The sequence below is a fragment of the Streptomyces sp. NPDC031379 genome, assembly GCF_055569615.1.
On the sequence record NZ_JBVIIT010000034.1, the window covers coordinates 18,097 to 30,562 of the forward strand.

Annotated in this window: 9 protein-coding genes; 2 read left to right on the plus strand and 7 right to left on the minus strand. The window is 69.3% G+C overall.

The features are described 5' to 3' along the window. Nucleotide 1: 1 nt before the first annotated feature. Nucleotides 2-661, minus strand: coding sequence for a histidine phosphatase family protein (locus ACZ5CW_RS36510; protein WP_468609255.1), 660 nt, complete (start codon nucleotides 659-661; stop codon nucleotides 2-4). A 155-nt stretch (nucleotides 662-816) separates the two neighbouring features. Continuing rightward, nucleotides 817-1,422, minus strand: coding sequence for a YdbC family protein (locus tag ACZ5CW_RS36515; RefSeq protein WP_468609257.1), 606 nt, complete (start codon nucleotides 1,420-1,422; stop codon nucleotides 817-819). A gap of 119 nt (nucleotides 1,423-1,541) precedes the next feature. On the opposite strand from ACZ5CW_RS36515, the gene ACZ5CW_RS36520 reads away from it, so the two are divergent. Continuing rightward, the gene (locus ACZ5CW_RS36520; RefSeq protein ID WP_468609259.1) at nucleotides 1,542-2,108 is read left to right on the plus strand and encodes a TerD family protein; all 567 of its coding nucleotides are present in this window, start codon (nucleotides 1,542-1,544) and stop codon (nucleotides 2,106-2,108) included. A 71-nt stretch (nucleotides 2,109-2,179) separates the two neighbouring features. On the opposite strand, the gene ACZ5CW_RS36525 is transcribed toward ACZ5CW_RS36520, so the two are convergent. Together ACZ5CW_RS36525 and nrdR are read right to left on the minus strand one after the other, a co-directional pair. After that, complete coding sequence (locus ACZ5CW_RS36525; RefSeq protein ID WP_468609261.1) at nucleotides 2,180-5,074, minus strand: vitamin B12-dependent ribonucleotide reductase; 2,895 nt, start codon at nucleotides 5,072-5,074, stop codon at nucleotides 2,180-2,182. 164 nt (nucleotides 5,075-5,238) lie between these two features. Further along, nucleotides 5,239-5,790 (minus strand): transcriptional regulator NrdR, encoded by a 552-nt coding sequence (gene nrdR, locus ACZ5CW_RS36530; protein WP_468609263.1) that lies wholly within the window; start codon nucleotides 5,788-5,790, stop codon nucleotides 5,239-5,241. Between the two features lie 564 nt (nucleotides 5,791-6,354). On the opposite strand from nrdR, the gene lexA reads away from it, so the two are divergent. Beyond that, the gene (gene lexA / locus ACZ5CW_RS36535; protein ID WP_333772146.1) at nucleotides 6,355-7,134 is read left to right on the plus strand and encodes a transcriptional repressor LexA; all 780 of its coding nucleotides are present in this window, start codon (nucleotides 6,355-6,357) and stop codon (nucleotides 7,132-7,134) included. A 200-nt stretch (nucleotides 7,135-7,334) separates the two neighbouring features. On the opposite strand, the gene ACZ5CW_RS36540 is transcribed toward lexA, so the two are convergent. From ACZ5CW_RS36540 to ACZ5CW_RS36550, 3 genes are all read right to left on the minus strand, one after another. Further along, nucleotides 7,335-9,326: an ATP-dependent DNA helicase gene (locus ACZ5CW_RS36540; protein WP_468609266.1), complete on the minus strand. Its 1,992-nt coding sequence runs from the start codon at nucleotides 9,324-9,326 to the stop codon at nucleotides 7,335-7,337. A 198-nt stretch (nucleotides 9,327-9,524) separates the two neighbouring features. After that, nucleotides 9,525-10,295, minus strand: coding sequence for a GNAT family N-acetyltransferase (locus ACZ5CW_RS36545; protein WP_468609268.1), 771 nt, complete (start codon nucleotides 10,293-10,295; stop codon nucleotides 9,525-9,527). A 106-nt stretch (nucleotides 10,296-10,401) separates the two neighbouring features. Continuing rightward, nucleotides 10,402-12,450: an IucA/IucC family protein gene (locus ACZ5CW_RS36550; protein ID WP_468609270.1), complete on the minus strand. Its 2,049-nt coding sequence runs from the start codon at nucleotides 12,448-12,450 to the stop codon at nucleotides 10,402-10,404. Nucleotides 12,451-12,466: the final 16 nt, after the last annotated feature.

The following is a 12,466-nucleotide window of genomic DNA, read 5'->3' on the forward strand; positions in this document are numbered from 1 at the left end:
TCTATCCGTTGACCCAGTACGGCACAGGCTTACGCCAGCGATCGAAGGGCCGGTCGAGCGTGTACTTGCCGTCCTCCCCCAGGACGAGCATCCGCATCTCGGCGTTCCCGGGATTCGACAGCGACTCGAATTCCGCGACCGTCCAGTGGAACCAGCGCATGCAGAACAGCCGCATCGCAAGACCATGCGTCACCAGCAGGACGTTCGGCGGATGGTCCGGGGCCTCGAAGCTGCGGAAGAGGCTCTCCAGGAAGCCGCCCACCCGGTCGTACACGTCGGCACCGGACTCTCCCTGCGGGAACCGGAAGAAGAAGTGACCGTAGGCGTCGCGGTAGGTCTTCTGCAGGCGCACGTCGTCGCGGTCCTGCCAGTTGCCCCAGTCCTGCTCCCGCAGCCTGGGCTCCTCGCGGACGCGTATGAGGTCGGGGTCGAGATGGAAGGCGTGGAGCGTCTCGAGCGTACGACGGTACGGGGACACGTACACGCTGACGCGCTCCTGGCCGAAGAGTCTCCGGACTCTCTCGCCGGTCTCCTCGGCCTGCCGCCGACCGCGCTCGGTCAGCGCGAGAGCGTGGTCGGGCTCGCGTTCGTACACGGAGTCGTCAATGTTCCCGGTTGACTCGCCGTGCCGGACAAGGACGATGCGCCGTGGTCGTGCCATGCCGAAACCCTAGATCGAACGAGGGGGAGTCGAGCACTCGTACGGGCCTCATACGGCATAGGTCACACGAATCCAGCGTCCCGGGGCCTTGGCGAGCCACCCGTGAGGCGCACAGCAGTGGTGCATTTGGTTTTCAAACCGTGCCTGTGCCGGGCTCAGACCGTCCAGACCGGCTCCAGCTCCACGATGTCTCCCGAGAGCGCAGCGACGTCCGCCTCCGTCTGGGCGCGCAGCGCAAGGCGTTCCACCCGCTCAGTGCGGTATTTGCCGTGTTCGGCGGCCGACCGCCACATCGAGAGGACCAGGAACTCCTGCTCGGGCGCCTCGGCGAACATGCCGCGGATCATGCCCGGCGAACCGGCCATCGCGGGGTTCCAGACCTTCTCCTGCATGAGCGTGAAGTGCTCCACGCGTTCTTCATGCACCTGGCAGAGGGCTACCCGGATCAGGTCGGCGTCGGTGAACCGCGGCTCGAAGCCCGTCTTCACATCGAAGCGGTACTCGAAGAGTTTGATCTGGGTGTCCTTGAACGTGCCGGCCTGGGCGGCCGCCAGGCGGTCGTGGGAGCGGGCCATGAAGGAGTCGTAGAAGGCACGGCTCTCCCAGAAGGCGAAGATGTGCGCCACTCCCTGCCGCTGCCGGCTCCAGCCTCCGCCCTGTCCCCGAAAACCCGGCTCCCCCAGAAGCCCCGCCCATTTCCGCTGCCCCCGCTCGAACCCGCGGCTGTCCACCACGGTGCAGCGAATCCACTTGACCAGCACCGCGCCATCGTAGGCCAGCGGGCGTGGCGTCGGTCACGCTCCGGCGGAGATCGCCCGCGCGTGCGCCCCCACACGCATGGCACGATGGGCAAAAAGGCCCGGCTCCGCGGGAGTTGGGGATGACGGATCTTCAGGGGGGAAGGGAAAACCTGGTGACCGGCTTCAGCAAGGGAATCCGCAAGGTCGAGGTCTCGCTCAAGTGGGATCCCAGTCCGGCGGGTCAGCCGCCCACCGATCTCGACGTCGTCGCAGCGACCTTCTTGTCCACAGACCCGTACGGGGCTCCGGCCTACGTGGTGCATTTCGACAGCCGCTCGCCGGATGGCACGATCTTCCTGAACCGGGACAGCACGGACGGCAAGGGCTTCGGCTGGGACGAGGTCATGATGATCGAGCTGGACCGTCTCGACGGCCGCTACACGCGCGTGGTGGCAGGTGTCGTCATCCAACAGCGACTCGGCTACAGGACGTTCGCCCACGTGCTCAATCCGGCCATGCGCATCCGGGAGGGCTACACCGTGCTCGCCGAGGACGACTTCGGTTCGGTCCTCGGGGCGACGGCCGCGACGATCGCCGAGTTCGTGCGCGACGACTCCGGCGACTGGACCCTCCGTCCCGGTGTGCGCGGGTTCGACGAGGACCCCGCGACGTTCACCCGGATCATGGGCAGGGAGCACCGTTCCTGAACGCCCCGGCCTGCTACGGGTAAGGGGCGCCGGCCATGGCCGGCGCCCCTTACCTCAGGAACCGCGTGTCATCAGCTGCAGCCGCTGGTCGAGCCGCAGCCCTCGCAGATGTAGCAGGAACCGGCTCGCTGCATCTTCGTACCGCAGGAGAAGCACAGCGGGGCGTCGGCCTGGATGCCCAGCTGCATCTCCACCAGCTCGGCACTGGTGTGGGCCTGCTTCGGGGCGGGCTTGGCCACCTCGGCCTCGACCTTCGGCGCGGCGACGGCCTTCAGCTCCTGGGCGCGCGGCGCCGACTGGGCCAGGCCCTCGACGTCGACCTCGTCCTCGGCCGGCTCGTAGGAACCGGTCTCCAGGTGGCGCTGGCGCTCCTCGGCGGAGTGGATGCCGAGCGCGGAGCGCGTCTCGAAGGGCAGGAAGTCCAGCGCCAGGCGACGGAAGATGTAGTCGACGATCGACTGCGCCATCCGCACGTCCGGGTCGTCCGTCATGCCGGCCGGCTCGAAGCGCATGTTGGTGAACTTCGAGACGTACGTCTCCAGCGGAACGCCGTACTGCAGACCCACGGACACGGCGATGGAGAAGGCGTCCATCATGCCCGCGAGGGTCGAGCCCTGCTTCGACATCTTCAGGAAGACCTCGCCGAGACCGTCGTCCGGGTAGGAGTTGGCCGTCATGTAGCCCTCGGCGCCGCCGACCGTGAAGGACGTGGTGATGCCGGGACGACCCTTCGGGAGGCGCTTGCGGACCGGGCGGTACTCGACCACCTTCTCGACCGCGGTACGGATCGTCTCCTCGGCCTTCTCGGTGATCTCAGCCTTCTCGTCCTCCTTCTTCTTGGCGGAGAGAGGCTGGCCGACCTTGCAGTTGTCGCGGTAGATCGCGAGCGCCTTGACGCCGAGCTTCCAGGCCTCGTAGTAGATCTCCTCGACCTCCTCGACGGTCGCCGTCTCCGGCATGTTGACCGTCTTGGAGATGGCACCCGAGATCCAGGGCTGGATCGCGGCCATCATGCGGACGTGGCCCATCGGGGAGATGGCGCGCTCGCCCATGGCGCAGTCGAAGACCTCGTAGTGCTCGTGCTTGAGACCGGGGGCGTCGATCACATTGCCGTGCTCGGCGATGTGGGCGACGATCGCCTCGATCTGCTCCTCCTGGTAGCCCAGGCGGCGCAGGGCCTGCGGGACGGTGCCGTTGACGATCTGCATCGAGCCGCCGCCGACGAGCTTCTTGAACTTCACCAGCGCCAGGTCCGGCTCGACACCGGTGGTGTCGCAGGACATGGCGAGACCGATGGTGCCGGTCGGGGCGAGCACGGACGCCTGGGAGTTACGGAAACCGTTCTTCTCGCCGAGACGCACCACGTCCTGCCAGGCCTCCGTGGCGGCGGCCCACACCGGGCTGTCCAGGTCGTCCATGCGGACGGCCGTGCCGTTGGCGTCGGCGTGCTGCTTCATGACGCGGTTGTGGGCGTCGGCGTTGCGGGCGTAGCCGTCGTAGGTGCCGACGACAGCGGCCAGCTCGGCGGAGCGGCGGTAGGCCGTGCCCGTCATCAGGGAGGTGATGGCGCCGGCCAGGGCGCGGCCGCCGTCGGAGTCGTAGGCGTGGCCGGTGGCCATCAGCAGGGCGCCGAGGTTGGCGTAGCCGATGCCGAGCTGGCGGAACGCGCGCGTGTTCTCACCGATCTTCTGCGTCGGGAAGTCCGCGAAGCAGATCGAGATGTCCATCGCGGTGATGACCAGCTCGACGACCTTCTGGAAGCGCTCGGTCTCGAAGGACTGGTTGCCCTTGCCGTCGTCCTTCAGGAACTTCATCAGGTTCAGCGAGGCGAGGTTGCAGGACGTGTTGTCCAGGTGCATGTACTCGCTGCACGGGTTCGACGCGGTGATCCGGCCGGACTCGGGGCAGGTGTGCCAGTTGTTGATGGTGTCGTCGTACTGGATGCCCGGGTCGGCACAGGCCCACGCGGCCTCGGCGATCTTACGGAAGAGCGCCTTGGCGTCGACCTCCTCGATGACCTCACCGGTCATGCGGGCGCGCAGGCCGAACTTGCCGCCGTCCTGGACCGCCGTCATGAACTCGTCGTTCACGCGGACGGAGTTGTTGGCGTTCTGGTACTGGACGGACGTGATGTCGTCGCCGCCCAGGTCCATGTCGAAGCCCGCGTCGCGCAGGACGCGGATCTTCTCCTCCTCGCTGACCTTCGTCTGGATGAAGTCCTCGATGTCGGGGTGGTCGACGTCGAGCACGACCATCTTGGCGGCACGGCGAGTGGCGCCACCGGACTTGATGGTGCCGGCGGAGGCGTCGGCGCCACGCATGAAGGAGACGGGGCCGGAGGCGTTGCCGCCCGAGGAGAGCAGCTCCTTGGAGGAGCGGATGCGGGAGAGGTTCAGGCCGGCGCCGGAGCCGCCCTTGAAGATCATGCCCTCTTCCTTGTACCAGTCGAGGATCGACTCCATGGAGTCGTCGACGGACAGGATGAAGCAGGCGGAGACCTGCTGGGGCTGCGGGGTGCCGACGTTGAACCAGACCGGGCTGTTGAAGCTGAAGATCTGGTGCAGGAGGGCGTAGGCCAGCTCGTGCTCGAAGATCTCGGCGTCCGCGGGCGAGGCGAAGTACTTGTAGTCCTCGCCGGCCTTGCGATACGTCTTGACGATGCGGTCGATCAGCTGCTTGAGGCTGACCTCCCGCTGCGGGGTGCCGACAGCACCCCTGAAGTACTTGCTGGTGACGATGTTGACCGCGTTCACCGACCAGAAGTCGGGGAACTCGACGCCACGCTGCTCGAAGTTGACCGAGCCGTCGCGCCAGTTGGTCATGACGACGTCACGGCGCTCCCACGACACCTCGTCGTACGGGTGTACGCCGGGGGTGGTGTGGATGCGCTCGATACGCAGTCCCTTGGTGGCCTTGGTGCCCTTGGCTCGGGAACCTCGTGCCGGACCGCTCGCCGTCTCTGTCATGCCGCCTCCCTGTACGGGCGAAAACGCCCTGAAGTGCCCCGCTTGTTCCCGTGGCACGTGTTCTGTCTTGTATTGCGGGCACCCTCAGCTGCCGCCCGCAACAGGTCTTGGTTCGCCGCCTCACGGCCGGAACCCGGGTCTCCTCCAGGCTTCCGGCCCGCCGGTCAGTCGGCGGCGTGGACGGGCACGGGAACCTGGTCGGTCCCGCCGGGCCCGCGTTCGTCTTCCTGGCTCCCCGCTCCCGCGTCTTCCTCGTCCGCGGCGGGGCCTCGCGTCGCCTCCCGCAGTTCCGCGATGGCCGCCTCGAAGTCGTCGAGCGAATCGAACGCCCGGTAGACGGAGGCGAATCGCAGATACGCGACGAGGTCGAGTTCCTGCAACGGGCCGAGTATGGCCAGACCCACGTCATGGGTGGTCAGCTCGGCGCTTCCGGTGGCCCGCACCGCCTCCTCGACCCGCTGGCCGAGCTGGGCGAGTGCGTCCTCGGTGACAGGCCGCCCCTGGCATGCCTTGCGCACGCCGTTGATGACCTTGGTACGGCTGAATGGCTCGGTGACTCCGGACCGCTTGACCACCATGAGCGAGCACGTCTCCACGGTCGTGAAACGACGGGAGCAGTCAGGGCACTGGCGGCGCCTGCGGATCGACGTGCCGTCGTCGGTCGTACGACTGTCGACCACGCGGCTGTCGGGGTGCCTGCAGAAGGGGCAGTGCATGATCTCCAACCCTCCTCACAGCAGACTCAACAGCCTCGCCTGACCCCATGGGCCCCGCGAAGCAGCCCTAAGCATAGGCGATCGCGGAGGCATCTCAGACCCGGGGGACCACAACTTGTGGGCTGCTGTAGCCATCCAACCACTAGATGTGGGGATTGGCTCATACACAGAGGCGGACACGCGTGTCGCGACAGAACCGCCCGCCCCGGCCGCCAGGGGGCGAATCACCCGAACACGCGGACGCACAGTCGTACCGCTGTGAGGCATACGGAGATACCGTGGGCGCCGCACGGAGGACGCGTGGGACTCCGGCACAGAAGGGGCCCGGTTCCCGGCAGACCGGGTTCCGGATGGCAGACTGGGACACGGCCCACGAGGCCGGCAGCCCCGGCGGTGAAGAGTACAACAATGGGCACTTTTGTCCGTCAGGTGCCACGTTAGCCATACACCCAGACACATGATCGCGTCAGGTGAATCGCACTTTTTCACTCGAACGTGTGTTTGGCGCAACCTTTCGAAAGCAACTACCGTTGTCCAGCAGGGAGACCATCGAGAGGGGCCGACGTGACCACCACCGCAGACAGTGCCACCATCACTGCCCAGGACCGCTCCCAGGGCCGAGTCGAGCCGGTACACGCGATGAACGAAGCCACGAATCCCGAGGGACACAAGCGCTCTCTGCCTGGCCGACCTCCAGGCATCCGGGCGGACAGTTCCGGGCTCACCGACCGGCAGCGACGGGTGATCGAGGTCATCAGGGACTCCGTACAGCGGCGGGGTTACCCGCCGTCGATGCGCGAGATCGGCCAGGCCGTCGGCCTCTCCAGCACGTCTTCGGTCGCGCACCAGCTGATGGCGCTGGAGCGCAAGGGCTTCCTGCGCCGCGACCCGCACCGCCCGCGCGCGTACGAGGTGCGCGGCTCCGACCAGGCCGTGACCGTGCAGCCCACGGACACCGCGGGCAAGCCCGCCGCGTCGTACGTCCCGCTCGTCGGCCGTATCGCCGCCGGTGGCCCGATCCTCGCGGAGGAGTCCGTCGAGGACGTCTTCCCCCTCCCCCGCCAGCTCGTCGGTGACGGCGAACTGTTCGTCCTCAAGGTCGTCGGCGACTCCATGATCGAAGCCGCGATCTGCGACGGTGACTGGGTCACCGTCCGCCGCCAGCCGGTCGCCGAGAACGGCGACATCGTCGCCGCCATGCTCGACGGCGAAGCCACCGTCAAGCGCTTCAAGCGCGAGGACGGCCATGTCTGGCTCCTCCCGCACAACTCGGCCTACGAGCCGATCCCCGGCGACGACGCGACCATCCTCGGCAAGGTCGTCGCCGTGCTGCGACGCGTGTGACGCGCTGCGGCAGGCGGGTCGGCCGACCCGCTCCCTGACCGGGCCCCGGGACCCCTGCGCCGGTTCCGGGGCCCTGCGTACGTCCTCCGGGCGTACGCACCTGTGGAAGATCCGGGCCCCTCCCGGACGATTGCGCATCGGGGGGGGGGGGGGGGGGGGGGGGGGGGGGGTGGCGCCCCCCCCCCCCCCCCCCCCCGCGATCACGTCCGCGCCGCCTGCTCCGCCTCCGCCTGCTTCGCCGTCGCGTCGATCGCCGCGAGCGACTTGCGGACCTGGTTACGGTCCGTCGTGTACCAGAAGTCGGGCAGTGACGCCTTGAGGTAGCCGCCGTACCGCGCCGTGGCCAGCCGCTGATCCAGTACGGCGACCACGCCCCGGTCTCCGGACGCGCGTACGAGGCGACCGGCACCCTGGGCCATCAGCAGCGCCGCATGGGTGGCGGCCACCGCCATGAAGCCGTTGCCGCCCGCGTCCTCGACCGCCTTCTGGCGTGCGCTCATCAGGGGATCGTCGGGGCGCGGGAACGGGATCTTGTCCATGACGACCAGCTGACAGCTGGGCCCCGGGACGTCGACGCCCTGCCACAGCGACAGGGTGCCGAAGAGACAGGTCTTCGGGTCGGCCGCGAAGTTCTTGATCAGCTCGCCGAGTGTCTCCTCGCCCTGGAGCAGGATCGGGAACTCGGGAATGCGGGAGCGCAGCTCCTCCGCGGCGAGCTGGGCGGCCCGCATGGACGAGAACAGCCCGAGAGTGCGGCCGCCGGCCGCCTGGATCAGCTCCGTCAGCTCATCGAGCATGTCGGCGCGCTCACCGTCACGCGCGGGGCGCGCCAGGTGCTTGGCGACATACAGGATGCCCTGCTTGCGGTAGTCGAAGGGCGAGCCGACATCGACGCCCTTCCACTCCGGCATGTCCTCGCCCTCCACTCCCTCGGGGCCGAGCCCCACGGAGGCGCCGACGCCGTTGAAGTCCCCGCCGAGCTTGAGGGTCGCGGAGGTGAGGACGACGCTGCGGTCCGCGAACAGCTTCTCCCTGAGCAGCCCCGAGACGGACATGGGAGCGACCCGCAGGGAGGCGCCGAAGCGGTCGTGCCGCTCGTACCAGACGACGTCCCACTCCGAGCCGTTCACCACGCGCTCCGCCACGTCGTGCACCGTCTCGACGGAGGCCAACGCCTGCTTGCGGACCGCGTCCTCGTCCTGGACCGACTTGTCACGCGTCGCGCCGATCGCGGAGATGACCGTGCGCGCGGCGTCCCGCAACGCCATCAGGGCATAGCCGAGATCTTCCGGGATCTCCTCGAGACGGCCCGGCAGCGCCAGCTCCATCAGCCGCTCGAAGCCCTCGGCGGCGGTCTGGAGCTGATCGGCCGCCTTCTCGTCGACGAGCTTGGCGGCACGGCGCACGGCACGGTTGACCTGGCCGGGCGTGAGTTCGCCCGTGGCGACGCCGGTGACCCGGGAGACGAGTTCGTGTGCCTCGTCCACGATCAGCACCTCGTGCTGGGGCAGCACCGGAGCGCCCTCGATGGAGTCGATGGCCAGCAGGGCATGGTTGGTGACCACGACCTCGGCGAGCTTGGCTCGCTCGCGGGCCGTCTCCGCGAAGCACTCGGCTCCGTACGCGCACTTCGACGCGCCCAGGCACTCACGCGACGACACCGACACCTGCGCCCAGGCGCGGTCGGAGACGCCCGGGGTGAGGTCGTCCCGGTCGCCGCTCTCGGTCTCGTCCGCCCAGTCCCGCAGCCGCAGGAGGTCCTGGCCCAGCTTGCTGGTGGGTGCGGCGGCCTCGAACTGGTCGAACAGACCCTCCTCCTCGTCCTGCGGCACGCCCTCGTGCAGGCGGTGCAGACAGAGGTAGTTCGACCGGCCCTTGAGCATCGCGAACTCCGGGCGGCGGCGCAGCAGGGGGTGCAGGGCGTCGACCGTGCGGGGCAGGTCGCGCTCCACGAGCTGGCGCTGCAGTGCGAGCGTGGCCGTCGCGACGATCACCCGTTCTCCGTGCGCGAGCGCGGGCACGAGGTAGCCCAGCGACTTGCCGGTGCCGGTGCCGGCCTGGACCAGCAGGTGGGATCCGTCGTCGATCGCCTCGGCGACCGCTTCGGCCATGGTCACCTGGCCGGGGCGCTCCGTGCCGCCGACGGCAGTGACAGCGGCATGCAGGAGTTCGGAGAGTGAGGGCTTCGTCATAGCCCGACCACCCTACGGCCCGGCACTGACAAACGGGCGATCACGGCGGGGAGAGGGGGCGGGATCACGGCCGGGCTCCTGGTGCGGTGGTGAGGGGAGGCGGGTGGGTGGCGGGACAGATCTTTCGACGACCGTCAGGAAGTGGGAACCGAGCCGCGCCGAGCGGTGTACCACAGGTGAAGGCGTCGTCACTCGTCGCTACAGCACATGGCGCAGGCTTCGGTCCCGGATCACGAGGGCGGCCCGCTTGTCGGGCAGGTCGACCTCGGCGGCGTACCGGAAGCCGGCGCTCAGGAACGCGGCGACGGAGGGGGTGTTGCGAAGATCGGGTTCCGCTACGACACGTGCGCACGCGGGGCGCCGGTCGAGGATGAGGTCGGCCACGGCTCTGAGGAGGGCGGATCCCAGGCCCCGTCCCCGGTCCGCGGCGCCACCGACGAGGAGGTGGATTCCGGTGTCATGCGGACGGGCCGGATAGTGCCGGGCCAGGGGGTCCAGGTCTGCCCGGTAGATCTCCCAGTAACTCATCGGGGTGCCGTCCAGCACCCCCAGGCACGGCACGCTGCGCCCGTCTCCGTCGAGCTGCGCCCGCAGGTGGCCTTCCGTCCGGTTCTGGGGCCCGACCAGTTCCCAGAATTCCGCTACGGCGGGGTCGTTCATCCAGCCGTGGATCAACGGCAGGTCACGCTCGACGCGTACGGGCACCAGGTGGAAGGAGCCGACGGGGGTGGCCAGCGGCCCCCACGTATGGGGTCGGTCCAGGAGGCCGGGCGTCCCCATGGTGAAGAGAGCGATGTACTCGGAGGGGAGGTGCAGGTCCAGCGTGTCCTCGCTGTCCGCGTCGTCGTCCTCGACGGTGAACTCGCTGAACACGGCGTTCCGGTTGCCGGCGAGATCCACTCGGGGGCCTGTGCGGCCCGGGCGGGAAGGGGCGGGCCCAGGGGCGGCGTTCGCGTCGGTGGGAGGCATGGTGCGCTCCTCTCAGGAGATGGAGTGGGTCATGGTCCTCGGCGGTACGGGAAGACGGACGGGTCGCTCGTGACCCGGCTCGACTGGCTCGACTGGCTCGACAAGTTCAGGAGTGAAGGGGGTTGGTGATGGTGGCGTAGACGGACTGGGTGTCGACCGGGCCGACGAGTTCGTCGAGGCCGCGCAGCCGGGTCAGCAGGTTGGCCTTGCAGCGCAGGACGGGTGAGTCGACCAGGAGGCCGGGCAAGGAGGTGCGCAGGGCGCCGGGGCCCGAGACGAGGTCGGTGAGGAAGCGACGGAAGGCCGCGAGGAGCAGTCGCTCGTCGGCCAGGCGCTGGGAGCCGAAGGCGCCGATCAGTCCGAGCACGTTGTTGATGGCGAGGTAGTAGGCGAAGCGTTCGTCGGTGACCTCGTCGCTGACGAAGGTGTCGCTCCGCTCGCCGATCCCGGGCAGCCGGGCATCCAGCTCGGCGCGCCGGGACTCGCGGAAGTAGTACCCCTGGTTGTCGCGGTAGCGGCCGCCGGCGGGCCAGCCGTCGCCGTCCAGCAGGACCAGGGTGTTCTGCTGGTGTGCCTCGAGGGCGATGCCGACCTCGCTGTCCAGCCAGAGCACGGGACGGACGACCTGTTCGAGGTACCGCAGGAACCACTCCGCGGCGACGGCTCCCAGGGGTCGGCCGGTGTGTGCGGCCAGTCGCGCCGCGAGCCGGCTCATCCGGGACCACGTGGCCCAGGCATCCGGCTGAAGCGAGGCGTCGGGGTCCTGCTCGGCGAGGGGCCGGGGAGAGAGGAGTCCGGCGACGCAATTGACATCGTCCGTCGGGGCGAACGGGTTGTGCCTGACCATCACGTCCAGGCCGGGCACCGGAAGCCCGTCCGGGTCGTCGACGGCGAGCCAGGCCGGGTCGCGGACGATGCCGAAGCCGGGGTGCACGGCCTGCCACTGCTTGAACAGGCCGCTGCGCAGCAGCCGGTGCACCTCGACTCCGCGGTGGAGTTCCTTGCGCAGGTTCTCGCGGCGGGAGTTGGTGATGCGCAGGCCCAGTGACAGCTTGAGCATCGCGGGTGCCCCGGACCGGTGGACGGTGCGCACGGAGGAGGTGGGGTGCCAGGGCGTGCCGGCGGGGCCGAGATCGCGCAGGAGCCCGGAGTCGAGGAGGGCGGCGACGGGTCGGCGGTGCCGCACTTCGCGTGCCTGCCATGGGTGTAGCGGCAGGGCGGCGTAACCGTCGGGCAGGGGCAGTGCGGTTCCGGCGAGGCGCTGGGTGAGGTGGCCGGCGGGGACGGGACGGCCGCGCTCGGTCCAGGCCGAGTCGGTGGCGAGCAGAGAGGGGGCGACAGCCATCCAGTGCAAGGGGAAGGAGCCGCGCAGCTCCGGTGAGTACAGGCGGGCTTCGGCCTCCGTAAGGCCTTCGCGGCTCTTGGGGGTCGGGTGCAGGGGGTGTCCGAGGAGGAGGGCCTGCTCGGCGCTGAGGAAGAGGTCGGGGGCGTCGGCGGGGTGTGCGCGCCGGTCGTGGATGAAGGTCGAGGTGCGCCGAAGGGAGTCGGCCACCCTGGCCACGAGGTCACCGCCGTCGCCGTATCCGACGGCAGTGGGGCCGGCGGCGGGGGATCCGGCGGCGGTGGCGTCAGAGGTGCGGGGCGTACGGCTCGAGGCGGCGGCGGTTTCCCTGGAGAGCGGCGCCGGGAGGGTGATGACGTCGAGAGGAGAGACGTCCTTCGGCGCGGTCTCTCTGGTGAGGAGAGCCGCGAGGGTGACGGCGTCGACGGGCGGGGCGTCCTCGGGAGCACCGGTGAAGCGCGGTGGTCCGAAACGATGCCAGCCCGTCAGGGACCAGTAGCGGACCGGGACGGTCAGGGAGGTGCAGCTGGCGGGCAGCGGAATGTGGAGGGTGCCGGACGCGGGAGCGGCGAGGTCGGTCTCGCGCACCCAGCAGCGCAGCAGGTTCTCCACGGCGGCCGCCTGGGCGGCGGTGCCGGGGTCGGGATCGTCCAGCGGGTCGGCGCCCGGATCCGTCGATCGCGTGAGTGACATGCTCCGCCGCTTCTGCTGGGGAAACGAGTCGGCGAGCGGGACGGGAGCGTTCGAGGCGCCGGAATCTCCCTGTTCGTCGGGAGCACCGGAGCGGCCGTCCGGAGTGGGCGTGTCGTTCATGACGGCTCCTGGGGCT